At 43.3% G+C, this 16,896-nt stretch carries 21 protein-coding genes and 2 other annotated features (1 of these 23 only partly in view); of the genes, 8 read left to right on the plus strand and 13 right to left on the minus strand.

Annotation, left to right across the window (positions count from 1 at the left end):
• Positions 1-37: 37 nt before the first annotated feature.
• The 5 genes from JI665_RS07640 to JI665_RS07660 all read right to left on the minus strand — a co-directional run bounded on the left by JI665_RS07640 (position 38) and on the right by JI665_RS07660 (position 3,428).
• Positions 38-283, minus strand: a complete 246-nt coding sequence (locus tag JI665_RS07640) for a YqkE family protein (protein WP_206838366.1) — start codon at positions 281-283, stop codon at positions 38-40.
• 77 nt (positions 284-360) lie between these two features.
• On the minus strand, positions 361-732 hold the full coding sequence (locus JI665_RS07645) for a VOC family protein (protein ID WP_206838368.1): 372 nt from the start codon (positions 730-732) through the stop codon (positions 361-363).
• 70 nt (positions 733-802) lie between these two features.
• Entirely contained in the window at positions 803-1,471 is a 669-nt protein-coding gene (locus JI665_RS07650; RefSeq protein WP_206838371.1) for a 3-oxoacid CoA-transferase subunit B, read from the minus strand.
• 24 nt (positions 1,472-1,495) lie between these two features.
• Positions 1,496-2,185, minus strand: a complete 690-nt coding sequence (locus JI665_RS07655; RefSeq protein ID WP_206838374.1) for a CoA transferase subunit A — start codon at positions 2,183-2,185, stop codon at positions 1,496-1,498.
• Between the two features lie 55 nt (positions 2,186-2,240).
• Positions 2,241-3,428: an acetyl-CoA C-acetyltransferase gene (locus JI665_RS07660; protein ID WP_206838376.1), complete on the minus strand. Its 1,188-nt coding sequence runs from the start codon at positions 3,426-3,428 to the stop codon at positions 2,241-2,243.
• Between the two features lie 193 nt (positions 3,429-3,621).
• Here JI665_RS07660 and JI665_RS07665 point away from each other — a divergent pair, with 193 nt between their 5' ends.
• From JI665_RS07665 to JI665_RS07670, 3 genes are all read left to right on the plus strand, one after another.
• Entirely contained in the window at positions 3,622-4,530 is a 909-nt protein-coding gene (locus JI665_RS07665) for a hydroxymethylglutaryl-CoA lyase (protein WP_206838378.1), read from the plus strand.
• Between the two features lie 116 nt (positions 4,531-4,646).
• A complete protein-coding gene (locus tag JI665_RS28900; protein ID WP_269082991.1) occupies positions 4,647-4,778 on the plus strand; it encodes a hypothetical protein in 132 nt (43 codons plus the stop codon).
• A gap of 127 nt (positions 4,779-4,905) precedes the next feature.
• Positions 4,906-5,832: an alpha/beta hydrolase gene (locus JI665_RS07670; RefSeq protein ID WP_206838380.1), complete on the plus strand. Its 927-nt coding sequence runs from the start codon at positions 4,906-4,908 to the stop codon at positions 5,830-5,832.
• Between the two features lie 45 nt (positions 5,833-5,877).
• On the opposite strand, the gene JI665_RS07675 is transcribed toward JI665_RS07670, so the two are convergent.
• Complete coding sequence (locus JI665_RS07675; RefSeq protein WP_206838382.1) at positions 5,878-6,420, minus strand: hypothetical protein; 543 nt, start codon at positions 6,418-6,420, stop codon at positions 5,878-5,880.
• 182 nt (positions 6,421-6,602) lie between these two features.
• Complete coding sequence (locus JI665_RS07680) at positions 6,603-6,929, minus strand: iron-sulfur cluster biosynthesis family protein (RefSeq protein WP_206838383.1); 327 nt, start codon at positions 6,927-6,929, stop codon at positions 6,603-6,605.
• A 116-nt stretch (positions 6,930-7,045) separates the two neighbouring features.
• On the opposite strand from JI665_RS07680, the gene JI665_RS07685 reads away from it, so the two are divergent.
• Positions 7,046-7,264: a CDGSH iron-sulfur domain-containing protein gene (locus tag JI665_RS07685; protein WP_206838385.1), complete on the plus strand. Its 219-nt coding sequence runs from the start codon at positions 7,046-7,048 to the stop codon at positions 7,262-7,264.
• Between the two features lie 17 nt (positions 7,265-7,281).
• Here JI665_RS07685 and JI665_RS07690 read toward each other — a convergent pair whose 3' ends face one another.
• From JI665_RS07690 to JI665_RS07700, 3 genes are all read right to left on the minus strand, one after another.
• Positions 7,282-7,440, minus strand: a complete 159-nt coding sequence (locus tag JI665_RS07690; protein WP_206838387.1) for a hypothetical protein — start codon at positions 7,438-7,440, stop codon at positions 7,282-7,284.
• A gap of 87 nt (positions 7,441-7,527) precedes the next feature.
• Complete coding sequence (locus tag JI665_RS07695) at positions 7,528-7,857, minus strand: YolD-like family protein (protein ID WP_206838389.1); 330 nt, start codon at positions 7,855-7,857, stop codon at positions 7,528-7,530.
• Between the two features lie 14 nt (positions 7,858-7,871).
• A complete protein-coding gene (locus tag JI665_RS07700) occupies positions 7,872-9,131 on the minus strand; it encodes a DNA polymerase thumb domain-containing protein (RefSeq protein WP_206838392.1) in 1,260 nt (419 codons plus the stop codon).
• 240 nt (positions 9,132-9,371) lie between these two features.
• Here JI665_RS07700 and JI665_RS28535 point away from each other — a divergent pair, with 240 nt between their 5' ends.
• Positions 9,372-9,710 (plus strand): YqzH family protein, encoded by a 339-nt coding sequence (locus JI665_RS28535; protein WP_244671123.1) that lies wholly within the window; start codon positions 9,372-9,374, stop codon positions 9,708-9,710.
• Here JI665_RS28535 and JI665_RS07710 read toward each other — a convergent pair.
• The gene (locus JI665_RS07710) at positions 9,701-10,495 is read right to left on the minus strand and encodes an SDR family NAD(P)-dependent oxidoreductase (protein WP_206838393.1); all 795 of its coding nucleotides are present in this window, start codon (positions 10,493-10,495) and stop codon (positions 9,701-9,703) included. The two genes, JI665_RS28535 and JI665_RS07710, sit on opposite strands and share 10 nt — an antisense overlap.
• A gap of 1 nt (position 10,496) precedes the next feature.
• Positions 10,497-11,471, minus strand: a complete 975-nt coding sequence (locus JI665_RS07715; protein ID WP_206838395.1) for an MBL fold metallo-hydrolase — start codon at positions 11,469-11,471, stop codon at positions 10,497-10,499.
• Between the two features lie 362 nt (positions 11,472-11,833).
• Positions 11,834-12,083: a binding site (T-box leader), on the plus strand.
• Positions 12,084-12,149: 66 nt separating this feature from the next.
• Between JI665_RS07715 and proC the strand changes: the two genes are divergently transcribed.
• From proC to namA, 3 genes are all read left to right on the plus strand, one after another.
• Complete coding sequence (gene proC / locus JI665_RS07720; protein ID WP_206838397.1) at positions 12,150-12,980, plus strand: pyrroline-5-carboxylate reductase; 831 nt, start codon at positions 12,150-12,152, stop codon at positions 12,978-12,980.
• A 67-nt stretch (positions 12,981-13,047) separates the two neighbouring features.
• Positions 13,048-14,187, plus strand: coding sequence for a glycosyltransferase (locus JI665_RS07725; RefSeq protein WP_206838399.1), 1,140 nt, complete (start codon positions 13,048-13,050; stop codon positions 14,185-14,187).
• A gap of 97 nt (positions 14,188-14,284) precedes the next feature.
• Positions 14,285-15,304 carry an NADPH dehydrogenase NamA gene (gene namA, locus JI665_RS07730; protein WP_206838401.1) on the plus strand — a complete coding sequence of 340 codons (1,020 nt, stop codon included), beginning with the start codon at positions 14,285-14,287 and terminating at the stop codon, positions 15,302-15,304.
• Positions 15,305-15,352: 48 nt separating this feature from the next.
• On the opposite strand, the gene JI665_RS07735 is transcribed toward namA, so the two are convergent.
• Positions 15,353-16,690 (minus strand): sodium-dependent transporter, encoded by a 1,338-nt coding sequence (locus JI665_RS07735; RefSeq protein WP_206838402.1) that lies wholly within the window; start codon positions 16,688-16,690, stop codon positions 15,353-15,355.
• 166 nt (positions 16,691-16,856) lie between these two features.
• Positions 16,857-16,896, minus strand: a binding site (T-box leader) (it continues 176 nt past the right edge of the window).

Consider the following 16,896-nt stretch of genomic DNA (forward strand, 5'->3'; position numbering starts at 1 on the left):
TTGCCCTCGGTTATTTTAAATGAAACTTGTTTATTTTTTATTTGAACTCTTTCCAGTTAAGATCGCTTTCTCCTAGCAGTTCTTCAAAACTTTTATTTTTTTCGCGCAGTCTTCTTTCTTCTCTTTTTCTGCGCTCATCTTCTTCCTTCTGTTTATCTTCAGCAGCTTTTAATTCCTGCTTTTTCCCTTTTAATTGCTCCATTAAGTCCTGATTTAGCATGTCGCCGAGTGTGACTGGCTTATCGTCTTTTTTAGGCTGGGAATGGTGTTTCTTCTTTTTCATATAAACCCCTCATCAACTAAGTTTGCCATTTATTATAACATATTTTATTATTCTTGAAGGAATAGGCTGAATCGCTATTATGGCAAAAACTCCAGAAACTCAATTCTATTTCCGAATGGATCATCAACAAAAAATCGGTTTCTTCCTTCTATAGGCGGTTCTTCCTTTATAGCTATTTTCTGCTTTTGAAGACTGCTTCTCAAGTCTTCGAGGTTTTCCACAATAAATCCAGGGTGGGCTTTTTTTGCCGGAAAGAAGCTTTCCTGCACCCCAATATGGATTTCCTGATCTCCGCATATAAACCAGCAGCCGCCGCGCTTTTGAAGATTTTCAGGCTTGGGAATTTCCTTCAGTCCAAGCTGTTCACCGTAAAATCTCCTGGCTTCATCCTCGCAGCCTTGTGGAGCAGCAAGCTGGATATGGTCGATTCCTTTAAATGAAAAACTCATTTCTTCCCCTCATTTCCTTTGGCTGAAAATAATGAAAAGCACAGCAGGCAGCTGTACTTTTCAAAAGATATTAATAAGCTTCTGTTATAACGTTTTCATCAACTTGCAATTCAGGTTCTGTTGAATTGATTATGTCCTCGACTGTGAAGCCTTTAGCGACTTCAACAAGCTTCAAACCAGAAGCAGTGACATCGATGACTGCCCGCTCAGTGATAATGCGGTCAACGACGTTTTTTCCTGTTAAAGGAAGGCTGCATTCTTTAAGGATTTTCGAATCACCATTTTTATTGGTGTGGTCCATGATCACGATGATTTTATTGGCGCCATGAACCAGATCCATTGCACCGCCCATTCCCTTGATCATTTTCCCGGGAATCATCCAGTTGGCCAGATCTCCTTTTTCAGAAACCTCCATACCGCCGAGAATTGCAATATTCACATGGCCTCCCCTGATCATCGCAAAAGATTCAGCACTATCAAAATAGGAGGACCCCGAAATTGCGGTAACTGTTTCTTTTCCTGCATTAATTAAATCCGGATCCACTTCGCTTTCCGCAGGATATGGTCCAATTCCCAGCAATCCATTTTCAGATTGAAGGACTACTTCTTTATTATCAGAAATATAGTTTGCAACCAATGTCGGCATGCCGATTCCCAAATTCACGTAATAGCCATTTTCAATTTCTTTCTCAGCACGTCTGGCAATTTTCTCACGGACTGCTGCTTTATCGTTACTCATGAGTCCCACTCCTTCCGTCAGTATCTATTTCTTTACAGTCAGTCTTTCAATGCGCTTTTCCTGTTTTCCCTCAACCAGCGACTGAACATAGATGCTCGGCGTATGAATATAGTTCGGATCCAATTCACCAATTTCATAAAGTGTCTCCACTTCTGCAATTGTCACTTTGCCTGCTGCTGCAATCATTGGATTGAAGTTCCGGGCAGTTTTGTGATATACAAGATTGCCCATTTTATCGCCCTTCCATGCTCTTACAAGGCTGAAGTCTGCTTTCAGTGCCTCTTCGAGGAGATATTCCTTGCCGTCAAAAACCTTGGTTTCTTTCCCCTCTGCAATCGGTGTACCTACTCCTGCCGGCGTATAAAAAGCAGGAATGCCGGCACCGCCTGCACGGATTTTTTCCGCGAGTGTTCCTTGAGGAAGCAGCTCTACTTCAATTTCCCCTGAGAGAACCTGTCTTTCAAACTCTTTGTTTTCGCCGACATAAGATCCGACCATTTTCTTAATCTGTTTATTTTTTAAAAGCAGTCCCAGTCCCCAATCGTCAACACCGCAATTGTTCGAAATGACTGTAAGGTCCTTGACCCCTTTATCAACTAAAGCCAAAATAAGGTTTTCCGGAATTCCGCAAAGGCCGAAACCGCCAACCATTAGGACAGCACCATCGTGAATTTCCTGAACCGCTCCACTGAAGGAAGTACAAATTTTCTTCACTTCAATCGCTCCTTTCATTAAAATACTTATTTTTGCTAAACTTTTTTGAAGTTTTCTATGCAAGCTCCACCACTGTGGCTACCCCTTGGCCTCCTCCAATGCAAAGAGTCGCAAGGCCTTTCTTTGCCTGTCTTTTTTGCATCTCATGAATAAGAGTTACCAGGATCCTTGCTCCGCTTGCGCCGATTGGATGTCCCAGTGCAATTGCTCCGCCATTTACATTCAGAATCTCCTTGTTAAAACGAAGCTCCCTGTCAACTGCGAGCGACTGGGCTGCAAATGCTTCGTTTGCTTCAATAAGCTCCAATTCATCCATGGGAACAGATGCCTTTTCAAGCGCTTTTTTTACGGCTGCAACAGGGCCAATGCCCATGATGCTTGGATCCACACCTGCACTTGCATTTCCTTTAATCGTCACTAAGGCCTTAAGCCCCAGTTCATCTGCTTTCTTTCTGCTCATAACCAGCAATACAGCAGCCCCGTCATTAATCCCGGAAGCATTTCCGGCTGTTACGCTGCCGTCCTTCTTAAACGCCGGGCGCAAGCCTCCGAGCTTTTCAGCAGTCGTCCCTTTTTTCGGATACTCGTCTGTATCAAAAACAATCGGATTCCCTTTTCGCTGAGGAATTTCAACAGGAACGATTTCATCTTTGAATTTTCCTTCTTCAATTGCCTTTGCCGCCTTTTCCTGGCTGGCTGCGGCGAATTCGTCCTGTTCTTCCCGGCTCAGCTCGTATTTCGAGCAGAGATTCTCAGCAGTAACTCCCATATGGTAATCATTAAATGCACACCAGAGCCCGTCTGATATCATCGAATCTATAAGCTTTTGATCTCCCATTTTAAAGCCATTTCTTGCATTTTTCATTATGTAAGGAGCCTGACTCATATTCTCCATGCCGCCAGCAATCACCGCTTCAGCATCACCTGCTAAAATGGCCTGTGCAGCTAAATGAACTGCCTTCAGCCCGGAACCGCAGACCTTATTAATCGTCATTGCGGAAACGCTTTCAGGAAGACCCGCTTTAAGAGCTGCCTGCCTTGCCGGATTCTGGCCCAGACCTGCCTGCAGGACATTTCCCAGGATTACTTCATCTATCTGATCCGGTGTTACACCTGCTTTTTCAAGAGCGCCTTTTATCGCAATCGCCCCAAGTTCTGGTGCTGATACACCTTTAAGGCTTCCATTAAAACTGCCGATTGCTGTCCGGACAGCGCTGACTATTACGACCTCTGTTTGTGTCATCTCTCTCATCCTTTCAAAACATCTCTCTGCTTATATTCGTGCCAAGATCCCAAAATTCCTTTTATTTTGTCAAAATTTTTATTATTCTTGCAATCAAAAATACTTTCCTACTACAATAAATTTAAGGCATATAGCAATTTTTAAGAAAGCGCTTACCATACACGATTTAAAATATGAAACGGGAGCTGAAAACATGACGCTGGCATTTCCAAATAAAGTAACAATTATTGAAGTGGGCCCGCGGGATGGACTGCAAAATGAAAAGTCCTTTGTACCCACGGAAGTCAAGAAAGACTTTATTAAAAGTTTAAAAAATGCAGGATTAACAGAGTTGGAGCTTACTTCATTTGTGTCTCCGAAGTGGGTCCCGCAGATGGGGGATGCAGCTGAAATTACGGCAGATTGCCTTGATGCAAATACAAGGGATATCGTGCTGGCCCCAAACCGCAAAGGCATTGACAGGGTATATATGACTGAATGCCGGGCCGTTGCCGTTTTCGTCGGTGTAAGCAATACATTTAATAACAAGAATATCAATAAACCCACTCAGGAAAGCATGGATGAACTAAAGCCGATTATCGGAGAACTGAAGGAGAAAGGTTACTTTGTCCGCGCCTGCATCTCTACGGCATTTCATTGCCCCTATGAAGGAGCAATCAACCCTGAAGATACAGTTGGGCTATGCCGTCAATTTGTTGACGCAGGGGCTGATGAATTAAGCGTAGCAGATACTATCGGGATGGCTGCTCCCCATGAATCGTATGGACTTTTTTCCCGTTTAAAAGAAGAGTTTCCAAATACCCTGCTGACTGCTCATTTCCATGACACAAGAAAAATGGCCCTTACCAATATCTTTGCAGCCTTACAGGCAGGTGTCGACCGATTTGATACTTCCGCCGGAGGACTTGGCGGATGCCCATTTGCCCCTGGCGCTGCAGGCAATGCGGCAACTGAAGATGTTGTTTATATGCTTGAGCGTATGGGAATTGAAACCAATGTTAACCTTGATCAATTAATGGAAGCGGTAAAAATTGTTCAGCCTCATCTTTCCAGGCCGATTGAAAGCACCTATTTCAGGCTGAACGCTCAAACAGTTCAATAGCTGCTTCTTAGGATGAATAATACGCCCTTTCTTATAGCATCTTATTAGATGAAGCAACTGCTAAAGCAGCTGACGAATTCAATTCAGCTGCAGCCTATTAGAAGGGGGATAATCCGATGAGCCAAAAACGCGATAAAGGATATAGCCAGAAGGGGAAGCCGAATTCCGATACAGTAAACCAGACGATTGCTGCCGAGGAATTGGAAAAAGCAATACATCCAACTAAAAGACAAAACGCAAAGCAATGAGCCGCTGCATAGCGGCTTTTTTTTATGCGTAGAGCCCCTCATGAAATTTCAGCATGTCCCGGCTCACATCTCTGTTTTAATTTTATCCAGAATGGTAAAATAAAGAAAAAAAGATGGAGGGATGGGTTTGAGAAGGTTTTTACGTTATTTATTTTCCATCGTTCTCTTTCTTTCATCACTCGGCGTCTATTTTACAAATAGGCTTATGTTTATGAAAAAGAAGGAAGATGGCTATATTTTAGAAAGGGAGAAGGAGTCCGGCAGACTTGATCTTATCAAGTATGAAAGCCTGCCAAAGAGAGACGTGCTTATTCCCTCCCCATTTGGCTATAACTTAAAAGCCGTGGCTGTCGAACCACATAAAAATAGTCGCTATATTGTTATTTCCCACGGGGTTACGGAAAATAAAATGAACTCGATTAAATATATGAACCTCTTTTTGGACCGGGGATTTAATGCGGTTATCTATGACCATCGCCGCCACGGAGAATCTGGAGGAAGAACGACAAGTTACGGGCATTATGAAAAGTTTGATTTAAAAGCAATTGTTGATTGGCTTAAAGCCGAAAAAGGGCCAAATATTCAGATTGGCATTCATGGCGAAAGCATGGGAGCTGCTACAATGATCCTCTATGCGGGAATGCTCGAAGACGGTGCAGACTTTTACATCGCCGATTGCCCTTTTTCAGACTTTAAAGAGCAGCTGGCTTACCGTTTAAAAGCAGAGATGAAGCTGTCGCCAAAGCTCTTTTTGCCTGTCGCTGATCTATTTCTGCGGATGCGTGAGAAATACTCCATTGCAGATGTATCGCCTATTTCTGTTATTGAAAATATAAAGAAACCTATCCTGTTCATTCACAGTGAAAAAGACGATTTTATTTTGCCGACCATGTCCGAGGCTTTGTACGAGAAGAAAAAAGGTCCTAAACAATTTTACCTTGCTGTCAATGGGATCCATGCTCAATCCTTCAATGAAAACAGAGAAGACTATGAAAAAGTCATCGACGAGTTTTTGGATCAGTATGTCAACAGCAAAGATGCTTTATCACAATAGAAACAGCTGGCTTCAATGTAAGCCAGCTGTTTCATATAAGATCCTCTAATTTTTCTTTTTCTTTATGATTTCCTTGCCGTCTTCAGACAGTCCTCTTGCAGTATGAAAATCTCCCATTTTAAAATAATAGCGTTTGTTTTCTTTTTTAATAATTGCCGCTTCTTCAAATTTCTCTTCCTTGCCGGCTGTTTCTACTTTTTTAATATCCCCGCTTTGAATCTCACCAAAAATTACCGGCAATCTGTTTTCTAAATTACCTTCTTTATCATAATCATAAAAAGTATCTGTATAAACGGTCATATGTTCATTCTCATAATGTTCCCAATGGTTATGGCCTTCATTTTTCCAGCCTTTTTTGTCACTGCCTTTCAAATAGGCGGCTGCCATGGCCTCGACCTCATTGTGTCCATCATTCTGCTGCGTTAAATACAGGAGAATAACTCCATCTTTTACTTTTTCTTTATGTAAGATTTCTTTTACATTGAATGGAATTCCATCATCAATCGCCTGGCCCATTGTTGCTGTACTGCACCCTGACAACATCAGGAAAGCTGCCAGCAGCAAAAATAACAGATAGTTCTGCTTCATTCAAATCTCCCCCAATCAGCACTCTCTTCACCCATAATGACAAACATCTTCGTTATTCTATTTAGCCTGTAACCTTTTACTAATATATTAAAACCTTATTTTCCAGAATTTTGGAAGGGTATTTTTACCTATGTACTAATTAAAAAAGACCGCCATCCCATAGCGGCCGCCTGCTACATCATTTATTTTGTTTTATCAATAAAGCTCATTCTCGGGTTTAAATACTGATTCGGACTTTTTAACTGAAAGCAGTTTGCCTTCTCTGAAAAGTCTATTATCAAATCGTCATCTAAAAATACTTCCTTTGATTTTTCCACATATATGCTGCCAGTGTTCGTTTTGATTTCCCTGTCATCATCATCAAGCTCGTCAACAAGCCAGAGTGCCGTCACTCCGCTTACAACACAGCCGCAGCCATCTATATCATACTTAAGCCTTATAAATCCATCTTTGCCGGCAATGCGTCCCGATAATTTTTCTGCCGCCAGTTCAGTTAATGCAATTTCCATGTTTTAAAACTACCTCCCCTTTGCATATGCTGTATTTTAACACAGATAGGAATAACATGCTTCTGAAAGAGACAGTTGCTTATTCAGCCACCAAAATTGTGAAAGGATGATTGGATATGTCAAAGGCGCAGATTAAAGTAATGGATAATGGATCGTTTCGTGTAACAGGTGATGTAGAATTAATCGATATGGATGGCAATAAATTTGAAACAAAACAAACCTTCTCCCTTTGCCGCTGCGGAAGATCCTCGAAAATCCCATTTTGTGATGGCACTCATAAAGGAACTTTTCAATCCTGTGTCCGTGCGGAGAAAGCTCTCGATGACAAGCAATAAGGGTGGAAAACGGGGACTTATCCCCGTTTTTTTTCATTTTTTATTCCTGCGGGTGTTGCTCTTTCATCCTGTACAATCCCTTGAAGCAGTTCCCGGTCCCTGTCCGTACTGTCTTCTCCGGCCCCTGGTGCGATATTAGCCATCGGCAGCTGTTCCAGTTCTTTTCCTCTAGGCATATTTCATACACCTCCCTGCTGTTAAGATGCTTCCCGCGTCCAAAAACTACCCGTTTTAAATTCATCCAGTTCAGACATCTCTATTCATCAAGTGAACCGCGCATCCGCTATAGCGTTAATGGAAATATGATGAATTTCCCCAAATCGATCAACAATATGAAGCTTTTGGCCAAGTTCATCCCAATAATGGATGCTCCCGATGACGAGTTCATAATTCCTGCCCCTGTAATGAGTAAGTGTAACGCTTTTTTGAAATTCCATTGCCTCTGAAAGAATTTCATTCATATATTCAAATTTCTGCTCATCCAATTCCCGCTCTTGCTCGTACGTATCTTCCTCTGCCCAGTCTCTTAAGAGCTTTACATGTTCCGGCAGCATCATAGAAGTCCATTTTATTCTGCCCCGATCGCGAATCATAAGCTGACCCCCTTTTACATTTTATGGCCGCCAACCAATGTCGCACGGTGCTTGGCGGTTCCTGCGCTTGTATAAGAGACGGCTCTCAGCAGAGCTCCCCCTCCAAACTTGGAGCGGATCCGGTCCACTGTGTAGCCGAGCTCCCTTTTTTTCCAGCCATCCAAATCGAACAGATTCAGCTGCATTTCGCAGTCATCCGTAATATTGCCGAGGGAAATGGAAATCTGACGCACTGTTTTGCCCTCATAATTCTCGTCAAAAAGCTCGAGGCAGACGCGGTAAAGATCCATCGTAATATTGGTTGGCTGGTCAACTGTCCTTGAGCGGTAGAAGCCTCCTCCGAATTCATCCTGGCTGTAGCCAAGGCCAAAGCTGATGGTCCTGCCGGCTTTACGGTGGCTGCGGGCCCTTCTTGCCACTTCCTCACACATCTCAAGGACCACATGCTTAATTTCCTTTTCCTCTTTGTAATCCCTCAGTAAAATCTGGCTTTTCCCGAAGCTGATCTGCCCTTCCATGATCGGTGCCCCTATTTCCGACAGATCAATACCCCATGCATGGTGATAGAGCTGATTGCCCATAATCCCAAACTTTTTTTCAAGCTTAGCCAAATCATAGCGGGCTAGCTGTCCTACTGTAAAAATCCCCATTCCATTCAATGTCTTTTCAACACGGCGGCCGATGCCCCACATTTCCCTTAAAGGGGATACATTCCACAGCTTTGTTTTCACATCTTCATACGTCCATTCAGCAACTCCCCTTTTTTTCGCTTCAAGATCCAGGCAGAGCTTTGACATAAGCAAATTAGGCCCTATTCCTATGGCACAGGGGAGCTGAAATTCCCGTTCAATATCATCTTTTATTTTCCAGGCAATTGTCCGGGCATCACCCCAGAGATGCACTGCGCCGTCTACTTTTATAAAACTTTCATCGACACTGTACGTATGGATGGCTTCCTTGGGGACATAACGGTTAAACACCCTGGTGATTTCAGTGGAGATTCTTAAATAAGTCGCCATTTTCGGCTCCTCAATTCTAATGCGCGGGTCATTAGGAACCTCAAAAAGGCGGGCCCCTGTCTTTATCCCAAACTCTTTTTTCATTCGCGGAGAGGCAGCCAGAACAACGCTGCCCTTCCGTTCCACATTCCCCGCAATCACAAGATAGCAGTCAAGGGGATCCAGACCAAGCATGACAGCAGAACAGCTTGCATAAAAGCTCTTCATATCAACACACAAAATTTGATTATTCGGCATTGTGCTGTAATCAACCATGACTTCGACATCCTCCTTCAGAAAAGCGCAAGGCGCCGCACCGGCTTATGCAGGTCGGCAGCACCCGAATCCAAATAAAAATAACCAAGAACATTTGTTCTATATATGTATACCCAATATATTAAGCGAATATGCGTTCGGTTTCAATGGAAATTTTACGCGGTTTTTCTTAAAACAGGTTCTTTTGCCAGGTGCCGATATGACCAGAAACCAGTATAATCAGCTTGAGGTGCAAAAATAATGAACAAAAAACTGATATATAAAATGGTTCAAAACTGTTTAAAGCAATATAACGAGGACAGCCATTCCATTACGTTTGAAAGCAGGGAATTTGCAGAGATATTCAATAAAGTCATAAAGGAGAAAAATAAAGAAGCAGCTGCAGGGATTTGGCTACAGCTGCTTTCTTATAAGATAAGACAGTATAAATTTTTGAACGTCAATAACTGTCTAGCTCCAGCGCCTACCCCCTCGAGGTCACAAGCCAATCCTCCCAAAAAGGCAAAGAACGCCTTTCCGGGAGGCTCGTCTTGTGCTTGTCGGGGGTGGGCAAGGCGCTTCCGCTTTTCTTATTTCTGATTGAATGCACGTTTTCCAATTTTTTCGAACAGTCCTGGAAAAAGTGTATAGACAATACTTCCCGCATTCATCCACCGCGGGAGATTAATTTCCCTGACTGGCATCAGCATGGCATTGACTACTTTAAGCGCCACATACTCGGGCTTAAGCATATACTTGCTGACATTTTTCACATATGTGCCTTTTTCATCGGCAATATTGAAGAAGTTTGTCTCAATCGGTCCGGGATTAACAGCAGTCACAAAGACATTGCTGTCAGCCAGCTCCATGCGAAGGCTGTTCGTATAGCCAAGAACAGCATGCTTGGTTGCAGAATAGATACTGGATTTCGGTGTGGCAATTTTGCCCGCCTGTGAGGCGATGTTGATAATATGGCCGCTTCTCTGTTTCCTCATCACCGGCAGCACCATGCTGGTGCAAGCCATTAAACCAACTACATTTACATCAAACATTTCCTTTATTTCTTCAACTTTTGCTTCATGCGCCTCACGGAAAACTCCGAACCCGGCATTATTAACAAGAACATCTATGCGATCAAACCGCGCAAGTACTTCGGAAAAAACAGCCGAGACTTCGTCAGTGTCCGAAACATCGAGTTTACGTATGTAAACATCCACTGAAAAACGCCTCTGCAAATCTGCCTGCAGTTCCTGCAATTTGTCAAGGCTGCGGGCAAGAAGGACAAGGTTTGCTCCCCTCTCAGCACAAAGAACAGCCATTTGGGCTCCAATCCCTCCAGATGCACCTGTGATAATCACATTTTTATTTTTCAAACTGTCTGACAAATCAAACCACCTCTTTTGATGCGGAATACAAGAATGCTTCCTCCTCTTTATTTATATAAATCTCTCCTATTGAATGCAAATAGTCAAGCTGCGCGACCGTTTCGGAAATCGTCAGGGAAAGCTCCTTCTCATAAACTTTCGGAAAAAGGCGGCGGCACACTTCAAAAACAGTGAGTGACTCAGACTCAAGCCATGCCTTTACTTTCATTGCCCGCTCATGCTGGCGGCCAAGCCTTTCGTTTATTAACTCATTCACATTTGTAATATCCTCTCCATGTCCAGAGTAAAAAAGGGATATTGGCAGCTGCCGCAGCTTTTTCAGCGACTCGTTATACTGAAGCTGCGGCTTCGGCCGTTCCGAATTGCCGGGAAGCGGCGGCTCCAGGATGGGATTGGGAGAAATGTGTGCAAGCAAATGGTCTCCTCCAAGGAATACACCATCTTTCTCCCTGAACAAACCTATATGGCTCTGTGCATGCCCAGGCGTCTCCACTACCGTCCAATCGTCCATCCCTTCAGGCTGGCTGCCTTCCTTCAGTTCGCCCGTCAGGGTACGATTGCAGGAATAGCGCAGAGTCTTTTTCATCTTGTTTATAAAAGAAAAATAGCTTTCAGGAATCCCAAATTCGTTAAACAGTTTTATGTAAAATTCATCATGAAATTTTAGAAACTGGTCCGTCCGGGACAGCCACCTTTGATTAACCGGGTGCCCGAACACATCGAGACTGTCTGGAAAAAAGTCAAGCAGCCCGGCATGATCGGGATGATGATGTGTAAGGACAACCTGTTCAAAATCACCGGGAGTTAAATTCAGCTCTTTAAGCTGGGATTTTAGAGCTTCCCACGCTTCATCCGTTTTAGGGCCGGCGTCCACAAGAGTCAGCTTTTCCCCTTTTACTGCATATACATTAACGTCACCGACAGGAAAAGGTGTCGGGATAACAAGTTTTGCAATTCCATCCTTCCAATCTGCCATTTTAACAATCCCCCTAAAATCACTATATTTAAATAAAATAAAGCTGTTTTTTTTATATACTTCCGCTGGCCATCCAAGTCATACAGTCCATATGCCCTTAAGATAACCACCCTGTTTCACCCTTAAAATATAAGTATTTGCCATGCGTACAAATTACTGAAATTCCATAACAAAATTTAGAAATCTTCATATATAAAAATAAGTGTACCGTTCTTTTTGCTAATTGTCATTATTTTCACATAATTTTTGCGCATTATTAATATTTTTTTGGGAAATACCGCTTGACAAATAAGCGTGTCTTCTTGCATAATCACAATTAAAATTTGATTTCCACAGACCAAAGCTGGAATATGGACAGCAGAAAAATAGCGATGAATAAGATTAGTAAATGGAAAACGGCGAAAGAGAGTGAAGCTCAGCGGCTGAAAGGCTTCACAGTCCACTTGACCATTGAACCTGCCTTATGAGCTGTTAGGAAAACCTAAACGCACCCCCGGCGTTATCGGGATCGAGATGCCTTTTCAAAGACAGCGGATGCAGCAGGCATGCTGCACCAAGAAGGAAAAGGCAATGAAGGTGGTACCGCGGAAGCATAGTCTTTTCGTCCTTTACTGGATGGAAAGGCTTTTTTATTTTAGTCAGCCGGCATTATGAACAATAAAGGAGGAATAACAGCAAATGAAAAAGTTAGCTATTATTGGAGCAGGATCAATGGCAGAAGCGTTAATATCAGGAATGATTGAAAGCCGGCTCATTACCGGCAGCAATATTTGGGTCACAAACAAATGCAGCAGGGAAAAGCTGCAATCCATGCAAAAAGCCTATGGCGTTCAGACTACTTATAATCTCAGCGACCTGTTCAGTGGTGCTGAAACTGTTATTTTAGCGATGAAGCCAAAAGATGCAGCGGATGCCATCACTCTCATAAAACCTTATTTACAGGAAGATATGCTGATCATTTCCGTTCTGGCTGGGGTTTCAATCGAAAGCATTGAACGTTTGGCGGAAAAAAAGCTGCCAGTCGTGAGAGCCATGCCGAATACATCGGCAGCCGTCGGAAAGTCCGCCAGTGCGTTATCGGCTAATGAAAGAGTGACCAAAGAACAGATGGAAGCAGTAAGAAGCATTTTTGATACAGTGGGAAAGTCAGCGTTTGTAGAGGAAAGTCAGCTGGATGCCGTAACAGGCCTGTCAGGCAGCGGACCGGCGTATATTTACTATCTTGCGGAAGCCATGGAAAAAAGCGCGGAAGAAATCGGGCTCGAAAAGGAGATGGCGAAGGAATTCATCATCCAGACCCTCATAGGGGCAGCCGAAATGCTGGCCAGGTCAGCCAAGGATCCTCAGCAGCTTAGGAAGGAAGTAACAAGTCCCGGCGGCACTACCGAAGCAGGTGTAAAAGTTCTTGAAGCGAACGGTGTGCAGAAAGCCTTTATTGAATGCATTAAAGAAGCGACAGCCCAATCCAGGCGGCTTGGCCAAAGCTTCAGCAGCACAGTGAAAATTTAGCGGGGTCATCTCCCCTGTAAATACGCCTTCTTAATGCAAACTATGAAAAAAGGATGAGAACCTGCAAATGCTCATTATTCTATTAAGCGCAAGTCTCCTTGTATGGATTGCAGTACTAATTGATGCCGCTCTGGGACTAAAAAGCCTGGACCGCCTTGAAGATAGCGATACGATGACTGAAGGCCCTCTTCTTTCTGTCATAACAGCGGCAAGGAATGAAGAAGCCAGGCTTGAGGAGAGCTTAAAAACCCAGCTGCAGCAAAGCTACAAACGCATTGAATGGATATTGGTCAATGATCGTTCAACAGACAGCACGGGGAGGATCATGGACCGCCTCCAGGAGCGTGATTCAAGGGTTAAGTGTCTCAATATCAAGACGCTCCCCAGTGGGTGGCTTGGAAAAAATCATGCCCTTTACAAGGGATATTTAGAGTCATCAGGGGAATTAATCTTGTTCACAGATGCCGATGTGTTATTTAAAAAGGATGCCCTCAGCAAGGCGGTTCATTATTTTAATAAGAATGACCTTGACCATTTAACGGCGGCACCGAGCTTGGCAGGAAGGAGTTTCTGGCTCAATACATTCATTGCTTTTTTTCTTTTCGGCTTTTCCTATTATAAACGCCCCTGGCTGGCGAACAATCAGCGTTCCAAAACCGGCATTGGCATTGGGGCATTTAACATGGTATCCAGGCAATCCTATGAAGCAATCGGAACACATAAAGCAATAAAAATGAGGCCAGATGATGATTTAATGCTGGGAATGAGAATAAAACAAAATGGTCTCAAACAGAAATTTGCAACGGCGATGGACCTGATTGAAGTTGAATGGTATGAAAGCTTAAAAGAAGCCTTCAAAGGATTGGAGAAAAATACATTTGCTGGCCTTCATTACCGGGTTAGCATGGTTCTGTTTGCCATTGCCGGCACATTCATTTCTCAGGTGCTTCCCTTTATCACCATTTTTTCAGCCGAAAAAGTTATTTTCAGTTTAAGCCTTGCAAACATCACTTTTTTAGCAGTTGTTTATACAATCATTACAAAAAGAATGTCCAAATTTTCTCCGCTTCTGTTTGTTGTATTTCCAATTACAGCTCTCCTGTTTATTTATTCCATACTCCGTGCCAGCATTCTAACCTTTGTAAGGGGCGGTATAGTCTGGAGAGGTACATTATATAAATTAAGCGATCTGAGGAATAAGCGCTAAAGTGAACAAACACCTTCCTAAGTGCATGTTCTTTTTCATTTGCTGAATCGCCTGATATACTTAATATTTAGGATAGCGAAATAAGGAGGCATTGATTATGGAAACAAAGCTTTTTTCCCCTTTAACGATTAAAGGAATCACCTTTAAAAACAGAATTGTTATGGCACCGATGTGCATGTACTCAAGCCATAATGAAAACGGCATGGTTGAAAACTGGCACCGGACACATTATACGAGCCGGGCTGTTGGCCAGGTGGGGTTAATCATCCTGGAGGCAACTGCTGTAACTCCGCAGGGACGTATTTCTCCGCAGGATCTGGGAATATGGAGCGATGACCATATCGCAGGCCTGAGAGAATTAACCGGGCTAATGAAAGAACACGGGGCATCAGCCGGAATACAGCTTGCACATGCCGGCAGAAAAGCGACTGTCGAAGGAGAAATTCTCGCCCCATCGGCTATTGCTTTTAATGAAAAAATGAAAACGCCTAAAGAAATGACAAAAGAAGAGGTGTCCGAAACTGTAGAGTCATTCAAAAGAGGTGCTGAAAGAGCGAAAAAAGCCGGCTTTGAAGTAATTGAAATCCATGCGGCACACGGCTACCTGATTAATGAGTTTCTTTCACCGCTAAGCAATAAGCGAAGTGATGAGTATGGGGGATCAGCCGAAAACCGATACCGTTTCCTCCGTGAAGTCATTGAAGCAGTTAAAACGGTTTGGGATGGGCCTTTATTTGTTAGAGTATCAGCACATGATTATCATGATGAAGGGTTAACTGCAGAGGATTATGCAGAAATGGGCAAATGGATGAAGGGGCAGGGAGTGGATCTTATTGACGTAAGTTCCGGAGCAGTAGTGCCGGCTAGAATAAATAGCTACCCGGGCTACCAGGTCAAATTCTCTGAAACCATTAAGGAAGGTGCCAATATTCAGACTGGTGCGGTCGGGCTGATTACATCCGGCCTGCAGGCCGAAGAAATCCTGCAAAACGGACGGGCAGATTTAATATTCATTGCGAGGGAATTGCTGAGAGATCCTTACTGGCCTCGTACGGCAGCAAAGGAACTTGGGGCAGCAATTGAACCGCCTAAGCAATATGAGCGCGGATGGATTTAAGTTAAAATATAAAGAGAAAAGGGATGGTGAACCACCATCCCTTTTCTCTTATATAATCTGCAGTGAATCAAGGAATACAATGATGATGACCAAAGGAACCACATAACGCAGAAGGAAATACCACACGGAAAAGATCCCATTCAGCGATTTTAAACCTTGAATTAATTCATTTCTCAGCAGGTCCACCTTCATTTTGTATGAAACAAAAATAGAAATGAACAGCGCCCCTACCGGCATTAATACATTGCTGACAAGAAAATCAGCACTGTCAAAAATCGTTTTGCCGAAAATTGAAATATCTGATAGGCTGCTGAAGGAAAGTGCCGATGGGACTCCCACGATAAAGATTGCCAATCCTGTCAGCCATGCTGCACGGTTTCTTCCACTGCCCTTCTTATTCGTCAGAGCAGCCACCACAATCTCGAGCATTGAAAAAGCGGAAGTTAAGGTTGCAAATAAAAACAGTGCAAGGAATAGAAGCAAGAAAACTCGTCCAAACAGAATCTGATCAAAAACAGATGGCAGGACAATGAACAATAAACCAGGACCTGCAGCAGGCTCAAATCCCAGTGAGAAAACTGCAGGAAAAATAGCCAATCCGGCTAGAATTGAAATAAATAAATTCATTCCGACAACGGAAAAGGCCGGCTGCATCAGATTTTCATTTTTAGATAGATAAGAGCTGTACGTTACCATTACCGATACCCCGACACTTAGAGAGAAAAATGATTGACCCATCGCATAAAGGATAGTTTCAGATGTTAAATTTGAAAAATCAGGCTTTAAAAAGAATGAGACGCCTTCCATGGCATTATCCAATGTTAGAGATCGTGCAATCAAGATAATAAATAAAACGAACAAAGCCGGCATCATAATTTTGCTGACCTGCTCGATACCCTTCTGGATGCCCTTAGCCACCACTAAAACAGTTATGAATAGGAAGATCCCTTGTGCCGCTACAACAGACACAGAGTCTGACACCGATGCGCCAAATAGCTCTTCGTAATTGCCGGCTCCATTCATAGAACCGGTAACCCCGTAAACAATGTACTTCAGAATCCACCCGCCTATCACACTATAAAACGATAAAAGCAGAAAACAGGTAAATACGCCAAGGTAGCCAATCCAGTGCCACTTAGTTCCCGGAGCAATATCCTTATATGCCGAGATTGCCTCTTTCCCCGTGCTGCGGCCGATCACAAACTCAGCCAGCAAAAGCGGAAAACCAATTAAAAGGGAAAATAGCAGAAATAATAATATAAATGCTCCGCCGCCGCTTGTTCCCGTCACATACGGAAGCTTCCAGATAGCTCCAAGTCCGATTGCCGAACCGGCCGAGGCTAAAATAAATCCAATCTTCGATGACCATTGCTCATTTTGCTGCATGCCTGTACCTCCATAATTTAAAAATAAGAAAGTTTAAAGTTCCGAAATTCAATAACTGTCTAGCTCAAGACTCCAATAAACGGTGCCTGCAGCTGTTCTTAATAGAAACCGGCCGGATTTCCATTTTAAGATATTCTTCCAAAAAAACAAAAAAGCCACCTACTTCAAAAGGGACGCGAATCAGATTCACGCGGTACCACCCTTTT

Source organism: Bacillus sp. NTK034 (assembly GCF_017303275.1).
In the GTDB taxonomy this organism is placed as follows: domain Bacteria; phylum Bacillota; class Bacilli; order Bacillales; family Cytobacillaceae; genus Cytobacillus.